Origin of the sequence: Lentzea californiensis (assembly GCF_024648825.1) — a bacterium.
GTDB classification, from domain to species: domain Bacteria; phylum Actinomycetota; class Actinomycetes; order Mycobacteriales; family Pseudonocardiaceae; genus Lentzea; species Lentzea californiensis.
The window spans coordinates 79385-93962 of the sequence record NZ_JANBBE010000004.1 but is presented as its reverse complement, the minus strand read 5'-3'; the positions used below and the strand labels follow the sequence as shown (position 1 = coordinate 93962).

Here is a 14578-nt window from a genome sequence, read left to right as displayed (position 1 = left end):
ATCGGACTCATCCGGCGGGAATGATCCCGGACTCGTGGGCGATGATGGCGGCCTGCACGCGGTTGCGGACGCCGAGCTGGCGGAAGATCGTGCTGACGTAGACCTTCACGGTGCCCTCGACGACGTGCAGGCGCGCGGCGATCTCGGCATTCGACAGACCCGCGCCGACCAGGCCGAGCACCTCGCGCTCCCGTGCGGTCAGGACCTCGATCCGTTGCGTCGCTAGGGGTCGCGGGTGCGCGCGGGAGAGCTGGTCCACGACTCTCTTCGCCACCATCGGGGACAGGAACGCGCCACCGTTCGCGACCGCGCGGACCCCGGAGATGATCTCCTGCGGGTCACCGGTCTTCAGCACGAACCCGGCCGCGCCCTCCCCCAGCGCCCGGCTGATGTACGCGTCGTCCGCGAACGTGGTCAGCACCAGCGTCTTCGTGCCGGGATGGCACTCGCGGATCACCTCGGCCGCGTCCAGCCCGTCGAACACGGGCATGCGGATGTCGAGCACCGCGACGTCGGGCCGGTGCCGGGCCACGAGGTCGATCACCGCGCTGCCGTTCTCCGCCTCGGCGACGACCTCGATGTCCCCGGCGGTGCCGAGGACGGCCTTCACGCCGAACCTGACCACCGGCTCGTCGTCCGCGAGCACGACCCTGATCAACCGCTCCTCCTGGCGAGCCACTGCTTGGACACGAGCCGATCATCCCGGAAGCACAGCTGGTGCAGGTCGTGGCGGTCGCCGTCGAACGGGTTGGGGTGCGTGCTGTAGTAGCGGCACTCGGTGCCCGGCGGCGCGGTGACGCCGAGCGGGTTGTCGACGCGGGTGCGCAGCGGCAGGTCGAGGGTGTCCTCGTGTTGCCCGGGTTGTGCCCGTTCGAACTGCTGCGGCGTGAGAACGGACGTCACGGCGTCGAACACCATGTAGCCCGGCACGCCGATCGCGATTCCCACGCACACGACCGTGGTGATCAGGACCGTGCGTTTGGCGCTCTTGCGGAGTTCCTTCTCGGTGCGCTCGCGGCGAACGTGTGTGGGCGTCGTCCGGGCACGCGGGCGTTCCGGGAGCTTCGCCCTGACCTCGAACCCGCCGTCGTCGGAGGGCGCGGCCTCGAACCAGCCGCCGACGAGCGCGACGCGTTCGGCGAGGCCCACCAGTCCCTTGCCGCTGCCGACCGCCTGGGTCTTCGGCGCGGGGCCGTTGGTGATGCGCAGTTCCAGGTTCGCGGACAGGCTCACGGTGACCTTCGCGCCGGGCGCGTGCTTGATCACGTTCGTCAGCGCTTCGGCCGTCACCCGGTGGACCGTCCGCGCGATGATGCCGTCGACCGCGGTCCTGCGGCCGTTGACGAGGTCGACGTCGAGCCCGCTCCTGGCAACGACCTCCTCGAGCGTCGCGACGGGTTCGTCCTCGTCGGCCCGCAGCACCTGCATGACGTCGGCGAGCCGTTCCGCCGCGGCCGTGACGCTGGCACGGGCGGTCTTGGCCGCCTCGCGCTGGTGCGCGGTGAGCGTCGGCTCCAGTTCCAGCGCACCGGTCAGCAACGCGGCCCGCGCCAGCTCGTGGCCGACGAGGTCGTGCATCTCGCCCGCGAGCCGGGCACGTTCGGCGTTGCGGGCGTTCTCGACGCTCCGCTCCAGCAACGAGGCGTGCTCCCAGCCGACCTCCTGCAGCTCCCCGTACCGGCGCCGGAACCGCCCGAAGGCCCAGGGCACGACGCCGAGCACACCGATGCCGGAGGTGACGGCGAGCGCGGTGTCGGAGCCACCGCGCTCGGTGAGAGCCACGACGACACCGGCGATCTCGGCGAGCGCCAGTGCGATGGCGGTGGGCCGCGGGTCCTCCGCGTTGCGTCCGGCCAGAAAGCTGACGAGTGCCAGTGCGGGAGCGAGTGCCACCACCCTGACGTCGAAGTCGACGGTGACGAGGTAGCAGACGAGCCAGGTCCCCAGCGCGGTTCCCAGTGCGACCGCGGGCCGGTCGCGCACCACGGCGAAAGCCGTGCCGAACAGGACCAGGTAGAGCAGAACCTCCCACACGGCCACCATCATCGCAGTCGCTGCATCACCACGGTCGGCGCGTCCGCCACCTCGAGCCGCTGCCGCCTCCTGTCCAGCAGCACCGCGATCCCCCACGACACCAACGCTCCGAGCGCCAGCCCGGCCATGACGTCGTGTACATAGTGGACACCCACGACCACCCGCGACGACGCCGCCGCGATCGCGCACACCGCCGCCACCCAGCCGTAGGTCCGGTGCAGCGCCCAGATCGCCATCGCGGACGCACCCGCGATCACCGAGTGGTTGCTGGGGAACGACCAGTCACCCGGCTCCGGGCACTCCGCCATCGACAGCGCCGTGCGGCAGGGCCGTTCCTCCCGCACCACCAGCTTCACGACCTCGCTGATCGCGTACGCCACCACCACACCCGCGCCGGCGAGGAACGCCCGCAGCCGGTGCTGGAACCACAACAACAAGAACATCAACGCGAACACACCGAGCACCGCGTCGGTGCCCACAGTCAGCCAAGTCACCCAGCCGAAACTACGAAGACATCGCCGCGCGCGCCCCTGCCCTTCGGAACCGGGTGACCTTTACTTTCGACAGGGCGCCGCCGTGCTGCGGCGACGGCCGAACCGTGGAGAATGCACCGGGTGCTGATCCAGCGAGCGGCCATCGCACTCGTCCAGGTCCTCGGCCTGGCCGTGTGGTTCTCGATGTCCGCCGTCGTTCCTTCTCTTCGAGCCGAGTGGGGCATCAGCGCGGGCGCGGCGGTGTGGCTGACCGCGTCCGTGCAGCTCGGCTTCGTGGCGGGCGCGGTCGGGGCCACCGTGCTGAACCTGGCCGACCGCGTCCGCCCGCACCTGCTGCTCGCCTGTTCCGCGGCTCTGGGCGCGGTGTTCACGCTCGTGCTCGGGCTGTTCGTGGACGGGCTGGGGGCCGCGATCCCGTTGCGGTTCCTGACCGGGGTGGCGCTCGCCGGCGTCTACCCGGTGGGCATGAAGCTGATGGCGTCCTGGTCGGAGACCCGCAACCGCGGACGGGCGCTGGGCGTGCTGATCGGGGCGCTCACGCTCGGCTCGGCGCTGCCCCACGTGTTCGGGCGGCTGCCGTGGCGCGAGGTGCTCTTCGACGCCGCGGCCATCGCTCTGCTGGGTGCCGTGGTGGCGCTGCTGTTCGTGCGACCAGGGCCGTTCCTCACTGCGACGACCGCGCAGCTCAACCCGCGTTATGCCGTGCAGATGTTCCGGGAGCGCAAGCCACGGCTGGTGAACCTCGGCTACTACGGGCACATGTGGGAGCTGTACGCGCTGTGGACGTGGCTGCCGACGTTCCTGCTGAGTTCGGGCGAACCCGTTGGGGTCACGGTGTTCCTGACGATGGGCGTGGCGGGGTTCGCCGGCTGTCTGGCGGGTGGCTGGGCGGCGGACAGGTTCGGTCGCGCACCCGCCGCCGTGGGAGCGCTGACGGTGAGCGGCCTCTGCTGCCTGCTCTCACCGCTCGCGTGGGGAACGCCGCTGCTGATCGCGTTCTGCGCGGTGTGGGGTGCCTCGGTGATCGCCGACTCCGGGGTGTTCTCGGCGTCGCTCAGCGAGGTCGCCGACCCGCGCTACGTCGGGACGGCGCTCACCGCGCTGACCGCCGCCGGGTTCGGGCTGACGGTGATCAGCATCCAGCTCGTTCCGCTGCTCGCTGACGTCGTGACCTGGCGTTACGCGTTCCTGCTACTCGTGCCCGGCCCGGTGATCGGCGCGCTCGCCATGCTCAGGACCAGGTCGTAGTAACCGTCGGGGTTGTCCGCGCCGGACCGGCCGTCGATCAGCTCGCGCACGACGTCGCAGTGCCCGGCGTGCTGCGCGGTCTCCGCCGTGACGCGCACGAGCAGGTGCCCGAACGTGGTCTGCCGCCGATGCTCCGGCCACCACTCGACCGACGCGGGCGCGTCCAGCGGCAGCAGTGAGATCGACTCGTCGGAGTGCTGCCAGGCCGCGCGGTACAGGTCGACGAGGTACTCACGGGTCTCGGAGGGCTTGGCCCACATGTCGCCGTTCTCCCAGATCGACTTGTCCTCGACCCACGGCAACGTGAACGACGCCGGGCGGCCCGCACTCGCGCCGAGGTAGCCGAGCTCGATGCCGATCAGGTGCTTCACCAGGCCGAGCAGGTTGGTGCCGCTGGGCACGAGCGGGCGCCGGACGTCGTACTCGCCCAGGCCGTCCAAAGAGGACAGCACCGAGTCGCGTGACTCCTGGAGGTAGCGCTGGAGGTCGTGAGCGATCATGCCACCGACCCTAACGCCGTTGGGCGGCAACGTCCTTCGGTTTCGCCACGACCTCCTGCGGCGGCCGCAGCACGTCCGGCGCGGTGCCCCACTGGCTGTACACGGCGGTGAGCCGCTCGGTCTGCCCGTCGACGGACGGCGTGCTGCGCTCGGCCCGGACCACCCGGTCCTCGTCGTCCACCTCGACGACGAGCCGCACGTCGCCTTTCGTGTAGCCACCGGAATGCGGCACGCCACCCGCGGCGAACACGTACCGGTCGCCGTCGTGCTCGACGAGCCGGACGGTCTTGCGGTCGATCCCGGTGAACACGGCGTCGGGTTCGTATTGTTGCCGGGCCAGCGACAACTCCACCGAGAGCGGTCCCACCCACGGCGCGTCGTTGAGCCCCATGCCGGAGAACGCCTTGCCGGGCGGCAGGGTGAGATCGCTGTGGCTGAGGTAGTCGTCGTGCTGCACGCTCACCGAGCGGTAGTCGGTGGTGCGGTACCTGTTCTCGATGTGCGCGGTCACGTCCCGCTGCGGCGTGCCCCCCATCCCGTTGAAATGCACCACACCGGCGTAGGCCTGCTTGCGCGGGTCCTTGCCCTCGACGTCGATCTTGACGTCGAGCCGTACCGACTTCTGCTCCCCGATCACGTCCCGCCAGCCGTCGAGCAGTGCCACCGGGTCGGCGGGCGTCGCGGAGCACGCGGTCAGCACCAGGAGCAGGGACAGGGCGAGACGCATGCCACGAGTCTGGCAAAACCTGATGGCCTCGACGCACGGAATGAGAAGGTCGGGAACGTGCGGAAACTGATCACCGCCGTCCTGCTCGGCGCCTCCCTGGTGACCACCGCGGTGCCCGCTTCGGCCGGCTCCGCCCATCGCGTTGACGCCGCGGCCGGGTGGCTCGCGAGGCAGATGGCCGACGGCGAGCGCCTGGAGACCGAGTTCGGTGGCGTGAAGACCCGGACCAGGGCCTGACCATCGACGCGATCTTCGCCTTCGCGGGGGCCCGCAACGCCGACGACTACGCGGACCGCGCCATCGCCTGGCTTCTCGAACGCCTTCACCCACTCCTACGCCCTGTTCGCCCTTGCCACCCGCGCGACGGCCCAGGCCGTGCTGGGGCTGACCGGGGCGAACCTCGTCACTCTCCGCAGCGGCGGCCCGGACGGGGCTCCGACCCCGCACTGCTGACGTTTGCGCGTCCGGTTCGCCGGAAACCACGAGTGCATGACCGAACACCAGCAGTTCACCACGCCCGAGGGTGGCGGCGAGCCCGTCGACGAGGAACCGGACGCGGTCGCTACGGAGGCGGGCGGTGGCGAGTACGTCACCTCGCCCGAGGAGACCGCCATGCACGTCGAGGAGACCGAGGAAGGTGGCGGCCGCGTCGACCGTCCAGGCGACGGTTACCTCGACGAGTAGGCACTTTCGGCTGACTCACGGAGGGTGACACCAGGTCAACGCGAGATCGCTCGAATGTCGCTCGAGTTTCGCTTGAGCGGCCGTTCGTCTAGGACACAAGCTGACCTCAAGTGGTCCTAGAGTCCTTCATGTCGGGACAAACGAGCGAAGGACAGAAGCGATGACCACCACCGAGATCCTCACCGGCGAGCGCGCGGACTTCCTCGAGACCCTGCAGCAGCACCGCTGGTTCCTGACCTTCACCGCGCAGGGTCTGAGCGACGAGCAGGCCGCGTCGAGCCCGACGGCCAGTGCCCTGAGCATCGGCGGCCTGATCAAGCACGTCGCGTCGGTCGAGGAGAGCTGGGTCAAGTTCATCGAGGAGGGCACGTCGGCGATGGAGTCCGACCCCGAGTCGACGGACTACGAGGACCGCGAGGCGAACTTCCGGATGCAGCCGGGCGAGACGCTGGAGAGCATCATCGCCCACTACAACGAGATCGCGGCCCACACCGACAAGCTGGTCGAGACGGTCGACATGGACCTCTCGCACCCGCTGCCGTCCGCCCCGTGGTTCCCCGAGGGCAAAGCGTGGTCGGCTCGGCGGGTGCTCGTGCACATCGTCGCGGAGACCTCGCAGCACGCGGGCCACGCGGACATCATCCGCGAGACGATCGACGGTCAGAAGACCATGGGCTAGGCGTTCGGCGGCGAGAAGGTCGAGAGGAACTGGTCCCGGAAGTCGCTCATCCGCGACACCGGGGCCGACCCTCCCGGCTTGATCCCGTCGTCCCACCTCCAGGCCCCGACCTCGGCCATCACGGCCGGGTCCTTGGCGACGATGGTGATCGGCACGTCCCGCGACGCTCCCTCGCCGGTCACCATCTGCGCGGGCTGGTGGTCGCCGAGGAACACCATCACCAGGTTCTCGTCGCCGTACTTCTCGATGTACGAGAGCACGGACTCCAGCGAGTACGAGATGGAGTGCGCGTAGTCGGCGCGCACGGCCGCCGGGTCGCGGCCGAAGATCGACTCCGGTGGGTCGTTCGAGGCGGGCATCGTCGAGTAGATCGAGCCGTCGCCCAGCTCGTCCCAGTCCACGGAGTCCGGCGTCGGTGACCACGGCGCGTGCGAGGACACCATCGGGATCGCCGCCATCACCGGACCGTGGGCCTTCGCGCGCTCGTTGCGTTGGAACGACTCCAAGGTGAACTGGTCGGGGGTTGTCGCGTAACCGAACCGCGGACCCCGGTAGCCGAGGTCCTGGGCGGCGTAGATCTTGTCGTAGTGGAAGAAGTCGCCTTCCGGCCACGCCTGAGTGATGCCGGGGACGACACCGACCGAACGCCACGACGACTCGCGGAACGCACGCGGCAGCGTCAGCCGGTCGGAGGCCACGAGGTTGCGGTACCGCTGCTGGTTGTCGATCCACAGCCCGGACAGCAACGTCGCCTGCGCCATCCAGCTGCCACCGCCGGCGGTCGGCGAGGTCAGGTACGCCGAGCGGGACGAGTACCCGGCCGCCTTCAGCCGGTCGTTGCCCTGGGCCAGCTTCGCGGCGACGTCCGGCATGTCCAGCGCCGACTTGCCGTAGCTCTCCACGAACGTGAAGACGACGTCCTTGCCCTGCAACGCGGACAACAGTCCGGGGCGGTCGCGGAACGCGTCGACCGAGGCCTCCGCCGCGAACACCTCCCGGTCGTTCAGGCCGGCCTGGACGCGCCGCGCGTGGTCGACCAGCGCCGTCGCGGCGGCGTCGGAGTAGACCGGAACCCCTGGCACGGCAAGAGAAACGCACACCACGACCGCCGCGGTCACGGCCCGGATCGCGACGGGACGCCGTCCGGCGGCGACAGAACCGAGGCGCTGCACGGACACCGCCGCGACGAACACGATCCCGGCGACCAGCGCGACCGCGAGCCCCACGGCGAGAACGGAGGCGAAGCGGCCGAAAGTCACGTCCACGAAGTCGATGGCGGGCACCAGCAACGGCCAGTCCAGCACGAGGTCGAACGGCCGGTACAGCACCATGTCGAAGCCGATGTCCATGATCTTCACGACCGTGAACAGACCCAGCGCGACACCGCCGGCGATCGCGGCGGGCTTGCGGAACCGGTCCGGCAGCAGCACCAGCACGAGCACGCCGACGAGGCCTTCGAGCGGCACCCGCAGGAACGCCTCGAAGGAGAACTTCTCCAGGTCGCTCGGTGCGATGAGCACGAACAACACGAACAGCCCCGCCAGCACCGTGACCGTTCGCCGCAGCAACATCTTCACCGAGAAACCCCTTTCCAGACCCTATGAGGTAAAACGCGGCAAGGCCCGCGAACGGTTCACCTGCTCTACGATCGGCTTCGTGACCCGCCCGCACGTTCTGCTCAGCGTCGCCGTCAGCCTCGACGGCCACATCGACGACCGCGGCACCGAGAGGTTTCCTCTTTCGAACGCCGAGGACTTCGACCACGTCGACCGGATGCGCGCGGAGTCGGACGCGATTCTGGCGGGAGCCGAGACGTTGCGCCGTGACAACGCACGACTGCTCGTCTACAGCGACGAGCGGCGCGCGGCGCGAATAGCGGACGGCAAACCGGAGTACCCGTTGCGCATCACCGTCACCAGAAGCGGAGATCTGGATCCTGACCTGCGGTTCTGGCATTGCGGTGGCGCCAGCCTGGTGTACTCGCGCACCCCGGAGACCACGGTCGGCCACCTCACCGAGACGAAGACCTTCACTGAATTCTCGGAGATTCTCGACGATCTCGGCGCGCGGGGCGTGAGAAAACTCATGGTCGAAGGTGGCACGAGCATTCACACGGCGTTCCTCGAAGCCGGACTGGCCGACGAGATCCGGGTGGCGGTGGCACCGATGCTGATCGGACAGGCGACGGCCCCGCGTTTCGTGAATCCCGCCGAATTCCCCGGTGGACCGGCACGCCGATTCCACCTCGAGGACGTCACGAAAGTCGGGGACGTCGCGGTGCTCCGCTACTTCCCGAAAGTCACTTCCGAACGAGCTTGAGCACGCCGAAGATCTGTTCGCGGCGGTAGACCGCGATCACCAGCGCCCACACCATGAAGATCAGCGGCATCATCGCGTCGTCGAAGCCGCCGTTGGTCACCAGCGTCAGCTCGGTCAGCGCCGCGCCGGCCATGATGCCGGCGAGACCCAGCGCCGCGAGGCCGCAGATGCGCGGGATCAGCAGGCCGATCGCGGTGGCGATCTCCAGCACACCGGTGAAGTAGCGGAACCACTGACCGAAGCCGATGTCGTCGAACTTGGCGACGAACGCGTCGGTGAACAGCGCGTAGCCGTTCATCACGAACTGCACGGCGAGCACGATCTGCAGGATCCAGACGACGATGTTGCCGATCTTCGCCGCTGTTGAGGTCTGCTCAGGCATGGCGGGATTCTCGCACCGAAACGGCCGCGTTGTTCCACAGCCAGAGCACATCGCGACCGAACGACCACACGAGCGATGCCAGGGCGAGACCGACGAGGACGCCCGCGAACGGCAGCAGGCCGGATGCCGCCACGACGAGGAAGATCCCTTGGACCGCGGCCACGACCTTGCGGGCGTAGCTTCCCGGCAGCGGCGCGTTCATCCAGCGGAGACGCCAGGAAGCGGCCACGAACACGTACCGCATGAGGCCGATCGCGAGCACCCACGGCCCCATGTGCACGGCCACGTACGCGCTGAGCACCAGGATCAGGAACGCGTCGACCTCCATGTCGAACCGGGCGCCCAGCGCGGTCGAGGTGCCGGTGCGGCGAGCGACCTGGCCGTCCACCCAGTCGAGTGACAGCGCGACGGCGGCCAGCGTCACGACCAGCGCGACCGGGACGTCCTGCCCGGCACGGTCCGCGACGAGGGCGGTCACCGCGCCGACCATCAGGCCGCGCGCCAGCGTGACGCGGTCAGCGGGGCCCAAAGCCGAGGTGCGGTGCCGTTGCATGCCGTAGCCCAGGAACGCCCACGTGGCGAACCCGTAGGCCAGACCGGCGGCCCAGCCCAGCGGGCCGAGACCGGTGGTGGCACCGGCCACGCCCAGCGCGAGGACCTGGAGCACCGCCCAGATGGCAGGCTCCCGCAGGACGGGTGCGGTCCTGGTGTGCTGAAGTGTGATCATCAGGTGCCCCTAACGAACTTCGTGCGGCGGAGGTGTTGTGAGTGACACGTACGGCGAGTGCCTTTTGGCTCAACGAATCCGGAAAAGGTGAAGTTCGGCAGGTCACACTGGCCGAGCCCGGTCCGGGTGAGGTCGAGGTGCGCACGCTGTTCTCGGGTGTCAGCCGCGGCACGGAGACCCTCGTGTTCCGCGGTGGCGTGCCGGAGAACCAGCGTGCGGTGATGCGGGCCCCCTTCCAGGAGGGTGACTTCCCGTGGCCGGTCAAGTACGGGTACCTCAACGTGGGCGTCGTCGAACACGGGCCGGCGAACCTGCGCGGGCGCACGGTGTTCTGCCTCTATCCACATCAGACTCGTTACGTGGTCCCGGAAGCCTCGGTCACGCTCGTGCCGGAGGCCGTTCCCGCTGCTCGGGCGGTGCTCGCGGGCACGGTGGAGACCGCGGTCAACGCCGTGTGGGACGCGCGTCCGCTGGTCGGCGACCGGATCGCGGTGGTCGGCGGTGGCATGGTCGGGTCGAGCATCGCGGCGGTGCTCGCCACGTTCCCCGGCGCCCGCGTCGAGCTCGTGGACGCTGATCCGGCCCGCGAAGCCGTTGCCCGGCAGCTCGGCGTGGGATTCGCCCTGCCGGGCAACGCTCTCGACGGCTGCGACCTCGTCTTCCACGCCAGTGCGACCGAACCCGGCCTCACCACGGCTCTCGGCCTGCTCGCGCCGGAGGGCCGCGTGATCGAGCTGAGCTGGTACGGCGACAGGAAGATCTCCGTGCCGCTGGGCGAGTTCTTCCACTCGCGCCGGTTGACGATCCGCAGCAGCCAGGTCGGCACCGTCGGCCGGCCCGACCGCACCTACGCCGAACGCATGGCGGTCGCGCTCGACCTGCTGGCCGACGACAGGTTCGACGCGCTGATCACCGGCCACAGCGCGTTCGAGGAACTCCCGGACGTGATGCCGAAGCTGGCCGACGGCGAGATTCCGGCGCTGTGCCACCGGATTGACTACGGTCAGGCTCATGTTTCCGAGTGACACCACGGTCGACGCCCGCGGCAGGAGCGTGGCCGTGCTCCCGGTCGGCAGCACCGAGCAGCACGGCCCGCACCTGCCGCTGGCCACCGATTCCGTGATCGCGTGGACCATCGCGTCGGAGATCGCGGCCACGTACCCGGTGCGCCTGCTGCCGCCGATCCAGTTCTCGTGCTCGCAGGAGCACGCCGACTGGCCGGGGACCGTCAGCGTCTCCGCGCGCACGTTGATCTCAATAGTCACGGACATCGCGGAGTCCTTGCGGCGCAACGGTGTCACGAACGTCGTGCTGGTCAACGGCCACGGCGGCAACTACGTGCTGTCCAACATCGTGCAGGAGAGCGGGGGCCTGGCTGCCCAAAAAATGGCACTCTTTCCCGGCCGCGACGACTGGGCGTTCGCGCGGGAGAAGGCCGGCATCGAGACCTCGGCGTACAGCGACATGCACGCGGGCGAGCTGGAGACCTCGATCCTGCTGCACGCGCACCCCGATCTGATCCGGCCCGGCTACGAGACCTCCGACCACCTGGCGGAGGACAGGCGGCACATGCTCACCCTGGGTCTGGCGCCGTACACGTCCTCCGGCGTCATCGGGCGTCCCTCGCTCGCGTCAGCGCGCAAGGGCGAGCTCCTGCTCACGGGGCTGGCCGAGTCCTTCCGCCACTACCTCGACCTCTTCGGTCTTGGCACGGCGTGACAGGAACAGCACGACCGCGCCGGGCAGTGCGGCGATGAGCGCCAGCACGCCGTAGACGATGCCCGTGGTGAAGCCCTGCGCGGCGCCCAGACCGGCGGCACCGAACGCCACCGCGAGGAACGCCTCGCGCGGGCCGAACCCGCCGATGTTGACCGGGATCGCCATGATCAGCAGCGCCAGCACGACCACCGGCGCGAGCTGGGTGACCGTCGCGTCCGACCCGGCGGCGCGGGCGGCCACCAGGAACATCGCCACGTAGCCCGCGACCGTGGCGGCCGACAGCCCGATGACGGCGGGCCAGGTCCGCAACGACAGCAGCCTGATGCCGTCCGCCAGGGTGTTGACCAGCGCCCTGCGCACCGGCCGGACGTGCCAGCCGACGGCGGTGAGGACGGCCAGCCCGGCGAGGACCAGCGCGACCGCGGTGCCGTTGGGTGCGAGGTCGAGGCCGGGCGCGGGGTGCGTGAGCAGCACCGCGAGCCCGATCCCGATGAGCACGACCTGCCCGGCGAAGCGCTCGAAGAACACGGCGCGCACGCCCCGTCCGACGTCGCCCGACTCACGGCCGTGGTTGACCGCGCGGTGCACGTCGCCGAGCACACCCGCGGGCAGCACGGCGTTGACGAGCTGGGCGCGGTAGTAGTCGCTGACCGCGGTGCGCAGGGTCAGCGGCAGGCCGAGGCGGCGCGCGACGAGGACCCAGCGACCCGCGCTGAGCACCGTCGTCACGAGCCCGATCGCCAGTGCGGCGGCCACGGAGAACGCGTCGATCGCGCGCAGTCCGTCGAGGAACGCCCCGGTGCCCAGGCGCACGCCCAGAGCCACCAGGATGCCCAACGCCAGCACCAGGCGAAGCCACGGCCAGAACTTCTTCATCACACAGCTCCCGGTAGTGCCAGCAAGTCGACGTGGTGGACCACCACGGAGGCTGTTGACCTGCGACGCAGGTACTCGGAGGCCTCCGGGGCGAGTGCGGGTTCCTGCTCCACCGCGGCGTCGACCCAGCCCTTGAGCCACTCGGACTGCAGGGCGTCGCCGTGCATCCGCCAGGGGCTCTGAGCTGTCCGAACCGAAGCGCCGGCTGCCACGAACGCCTCTTCGGCAGCGGCGGGAGCATCAGGTCCGAGCAGACGGCGCCCGTCCACGACGCGACGCTGGTGAGCGTTGAACGCGTCCTGGAAGGCGGCGTCGAGCGGCTCGGCCGGATCGATGTCGATCCGGCCGGCCACCGAGAGCGTGAACAGAGCGGGCACATGTGCTTCTACGCATGCAACCGCCAGAGCGTTCATCTCGTTGGTAGTGAGCAAGTCGAGCAAAGCGGAGCAAGTGACCAGGTCAGCCCCCGAGATGTCGGCGGCTTTCAGCGACGTGAGGTCGCCCTCCCGCGTCTCGGCGGTGACGTTCTCGAAGGCGCTCATGCCGGCCTCCGCCAGCCCGAGCAGCCGGGGGTCGCGGTCGTGCAGCACCCAGTGCTGCGCGCCGCCGAGCCTCCCGGCGAGCCATCGTCCCATCGATCCCGTTCCACAACCCAGGTCACGGATCGTCAGGGGGTTTCGGTTCACCAGAGTTTCGCGGAGGGCGTCCACGAGCTCGGTCGAACGTGCCTGTGCGTCGGCGTCTTCCCGCAGTGCCAGCCATTCCGGGGCGAAGGTCATGGCCGGAGCGTAGCCAGCACCCTCCGCAGGTCCTCTGTGGATTCATCCCAAGTGGACAGAACGGCCCGCCGGGCGAGCGCCTTCGCACGCAGTCCGGCCCGGAAATCTTGATCTTCGAACCAACGCGTCAGCGCAGCTTCCAACGCATATTCGTCCCCGGCGGGAATGAGCAGACCACCGTCGCCGAGGGCGTCCGGGACCGCGCTCGCGATGACCGGCAGACCGTGCGCGAGCGCCTCGGTGACGACCATGCCGTAGGTCTCGTTGCGGGAGGCCAGCACGAAGAGGTCCGCGCTGGCGTACGCGCTGGTCAGAGCCTCACCGGCGAGCGGCCCGGGAAAGCTGACGCGGTCGTCTCGCGGGAGTTCGCGCAGGAACGGCCGGTGCGGGCCCACGCACGTCAGCCGCCAGTCGCGTTCGATCCTCCGCAACGCCCTGACCAGCAGGTCGTGGCCTTTGCGGGGTGTGATGGACGCGACGCAGAGCAGGTGGTGGATGCCGTCCGTGCCGTGTGCCCGCGGCGCCGGATCGGTGCCCGGGAGGACGACGTGGACGTGGTCGAGCCCGTGCCTGCGCTCGATGTCGCGCGCGGCCGTCGGACTCGTCGCGATGACTGCCTTCGCGGCTCTCAGGACCTGCCCTTCGCGGGCGTCGAGAGCGCGGGCGGTGCCGGGGTCGAGGCCCGTCTCGTCGGCGAGCGGCAGGTGCACGAGGACAGCGATGTTCAATCTTCGTGTGTGGGGAACGACGATTTCGGGTAGACCGCAACTCACGAGGCCGTCGAGGAGCACGACGTCTCCGCGCGGAATCGCCGCAAGCGTTTGCTCCAACGCGGTGGCGTCGTTCGGACTCGGCCAGTCACCAGCGACGAGCAGACGGTTCAGGCCCGCGCTCACGCGCAGGTCGTAGACGTTGCCGCCACTGGGACTGCCCGGATCTCCGACGTCAGCCGGAAGGACGAAGTGCACGTTCGTAGCCCGCCCACGCCACATGCGACTCGTGGAGTGTGACGGCGATCGCATCGATCCCGTGAGCACCCTCACCCAGGGCACCCTCGGAGATCTTGTCCGCGAGCTGGTCCGCGATGTGTTTCGCGAGCCACTCCGTGGAGGTGTTGATGCCCGCGAACTGGGGTTCTTCGTCCAGGTTGCGGTAGTTGAAAGCGGCCAGGACCTTGTTCAGCTCCTGGGTCGCCAGTCCGATGTCGACGACGATGTTGTCCGAATCGAGCTCAGCCCGTTTGAACGTTGCGTCCACCACGAACGTTGCTCCATGGAGACGTTGTGCTGGACCGAAGACCTCGCCGCGGAAACTGTGGGCGATCATCACGTGATCGCGAACGGTGATGCTGAACAGGGTGACCTCCGCTGTGCGGTCGGGTTACGGTGCGACTCCATCCGAGCGTAGCTG

At 69.4% G+C, this 14578-nt stretch carries 19 protein-coding genes; 7 read left to right on the top strand and 12 right to left on the bottom strand.

All coding sequences use genetic code 11. The annotated features are described in order from the left end of the window. Window positions 1–7: 7 nt before the first annotated feature. From LX88_RS17340 to LX88_RS17330, 3 genes are read right to left on the bottom strand one after another with little or no spacing between them, the layout of a single operon-like run. Window positions 8–658 carry a response regulator gene (locus LX88_RS17340; RefSeq protein ID WP_258949191.1) on the bottom strand — a complete coding sequence of 217 codons (651 nt, stop codon included), beginning with the start codon at window positions 656–658 and terminating at the stop codon, window positions 8–10. Beyond that, window positions 655–2034: a sensor histidine kinase gene (locus LX88_RS17335; protein ID WP_258948825.1), complete on the bottom strand. Its 1380-nt coding sequence runs from the start codon at window positions 2032–2034 to the stop codon at window positions 655–657. Before LX88_RS17335 ends, LX88_RS17340 begins: the two co-directional genes overlap by 4 nt. 8 nt (window positions 2035–2042) lie before the next feature. Next, on the bottom strand, window positions 2043–2528 hold the full coding sequence (locus LX88_RS17330) for a phosphatase PAP2 family protein (RefSeq protein WP_258948824.1): 486 nt from the start codon (window positions 2526–2528) through the stop codon (window positions 2043–2045). 120 nt (window positions 2529–2648) lie between these two features. Here LX88_RS17330 and LX88_RS17325 point away from each other — a divergent pair, with 120 nt between their 5' ends. Further along, the gene (locus LX88_RS17325; protein ID WP_258948823.1) at window positions 2649–3776 is read left to right on the top strand and encodes an MFS transporter; all 1128 of its coding nucleotides are present in this window, start codon (window positions 2649–2651) and stop codon (window positions 3774–3776) included. On the opposite strand, the gene LX88_RS17320 is transcribed toward LX88_RS17325, so the two are convergent. Both LX88_RS17320 and LX88_RS17315 read right to left on the bottom strand, forming a co-directional pair. After that, window positions 3707–4276, bottom strand: a complete 570-nt coding sequence (locus LX88_RS17320) for a DinB family protein (protein ID WP_258948822.1) — start codon at window positions 4274–4276, stop codon at window positions 3707–3709. The genes LX88_RS17325 and LX88_RS17320 overlap by 70 nt on opposite strands. 10 nt (window positions 4277–4286) lie before the next feature. Further along, a complete protein-coding gene (locus LX88_RS17315) occupies window positions 4287–5003 on the bottom strand; it encodes a hypothetical protein (RefSeq protein ID WP_258948821.1) in 717 nt (238 codons plus the stop codon). A 57-nt stretch (window positions 5004–5060) separates the two neighbouring features. Here LX88_RS17315 and LX88_RS17310 point away from each other — a divergent pair, with 57 nt between their 5' ends. The 3 genes from LX88_RS17310 to LX88_RS17300 all read left to right on the top strand — a co-directional run bounded on the left by LX88_RS17310 (window position 5061) and on the right by LX88_RS17300 (window position 6366). Then, window positions 5061–5240, top strand: a complete 180-nt coding sequence (locus LX88_RS17310; protein WP_258948820.1) for a hypothetical protein — start codon at window positions 5061–5063, stop codon at window positions 5238–5240. 252 nt (window positions 5241–5492) lie between these two features. Beyond that, window positions 5493–5687, top strand: a complete 195-nt coding sequence (locus LX88_RS17305; protein WP_258948819.1) for a hypothetical protein — start codon at window positions 5493–5495, stop codon at window positions 5685–5687. A 160-nt stretch (window positions 5688–5847) separates the two neighbouring features. Further along, window positions 5848–6366 carry a DinB family protein gene (locus LX88_RS17300; RefSeq protein WP_258948818.1) on the top strand — a complete coding sequence of 173 codons (519 nt, stop codon included), beginning with the start codon at window positions 5848–5850 and terminating at the stop codon, window positions 6364–6366. Here LX88_RS17300 and LX88_RS17295 read toward each other — a convergent pair. Next, window positions 6363–7937, bottom strand: coding sequence for an alkaline phosphatase family protein (locus LX88_RS17295; RefSeq protein WP_258949190.1), 1575 nt, complete (start codon window positions 7935–7937; stop codon window positions 6363–6365). The genes LX88_RS17300 and LX88_RS17295 overlap by 4 nt on opposite strands. Before the next feature lie 85 nt (window positions 7938–8022). Between LX88_RS17295 and LX88_RS17290 the strand changes: the two genes are divergently transcribed. Next, window positions 8023–8685, top strand: coding sequence for a RibD family protein (locus LX88_RS17290; protein ID WP_258948817.1), 663 nt, complete (start codon window positions 8023–8025; stop codon window positions 8683–8685). On the opposite strand, the gene LX88_RS17285 is transcribed toward LX88_RS17290, so the two are convergent. Together LX88_RS17285 and LX88_RS17280 are read right to left on the bottom strand one after the other, a co-directional pair. Further along, on the bottom strand, window positions 8666–9067 hold the full coding sequence (locus LX88_RS17285; protein ID WP_258948816.1) for a DoxX family protein: 402 nt from the start codon (window positions 9065–9067) through the stop codon (window positions 8666–8668). The genes LX88_RS17290 and LX88_RS17285 overlap by 20 nt on opposite strands. After that, entirely contained in the window at window positions 9060–9794 is a 735-nt protein-coding gene (locus LX88_RS17280; protein ID WP_258948815.1) for a CDP-alcohol phosphatidyltransferase family protein, read from the bottom strand. Before LX88_RS17280 ends, LX88_RS17285 begins: the two co-directional genes overlap by 8 nt. Window positions 9795–9835: 41 nt before the next feature. On the opposite strand from LX88_RS17280, the gene LX88_RS17275 reads away from it, so the two are divergent. Then, window positions 9836–10819 carry a zinc-dependent alcohol dehydrogenase gene (locus tag LX88_RS17275; RefSeq protein WP_258948814.1) on the top strand — a complete coding sequence of 328 codons (984 nt, stop codon included), beginning with the start codon at window positions 9836–9838 and terminating at the stop codon, window positions 10817–10819. Next, the gene (locus LX88_RS17270) at window positions 10806–11513 is read left to right on the top strand and encodes a creatininase family protein (RefSeq protein WP_258948813.1); all 708 of its coding nucleotides are present in this window, start codon (window positions 10806–10808) and stop codon (window positions 11511–11513) included. Before LX88_RS17275 ends, LX88_RS17270 begins: the two co-directional genes overlap by 14 nt. Here LX88_RS17270 and LX88_RS17265 read toward each other — a convergent pair. Genes LX88_RS17265 through LX88_RS17250 form a run of 4 tightly spaced genes read right to left on the bottom strand, consistent with a single transcriptional unit; the run spans window position 11427 to window position 14524 of the window. After that, window positions 11427–12389 carry a lysylphosphatidylglycerol synthase transmembrane domain-containing protein gene (locus LX88_RS17265; protein ID WP_258948812.1) on the bottom strand — a complete coding sequence of 321 codons (963 nt, stop codon included), beginning with the start codon at window positions 12387–12389 and terminating at the stop codon, window positions 11427–11429. The genes LX88_RS17270 and LX88_RS17265 overlap by 87 nt on opposite strands. Next, window positions 12389–13168 (bottom strand): class I SAM-dependent methyltransferase, encoded by a 780-nt coding sequence (locus LX88_RS17260; protein WP_258948811.1) that lies wholly within the window; start codon window positions 13166–13168, stop codon window positions 12389–12391. Before LX88_RS17260 ends, LX88_RS17265 begins: the two co-directional genes overlap by 1 nt. Next, window positions 13165–14136, bottom strand: coding sequence for a glycosyltransferase family 4 protein (locus LX88_RS17255; RefSeq protein ID WP_308203446.1), 972 nt, complete (start codon window positions 14134–14136; stop codon window positions 13165–13167). The genes LX88_RS17260 and LX88_RS17255 overlap by 4 nt, the downstream gene beginning before the upstream one ends. Then, window positions 14114–14524, bottom strand: a complete 411-nt coding sequence (locus LX88_RS17250) for a 6-pyruvoyl trahydropterin synthase family protein (RefSeq protein ID WP_090068229.1) — start codon at window positions 14522–14524, stop codon at window positions 14114–14116. Before LX88_RS17250 ends, LX88_RS17255 begins: the two co-directional genes overlap by 23 nt. Between the last annotated feature and the right edge of the window lie 54 nt (window positions 14525–14578).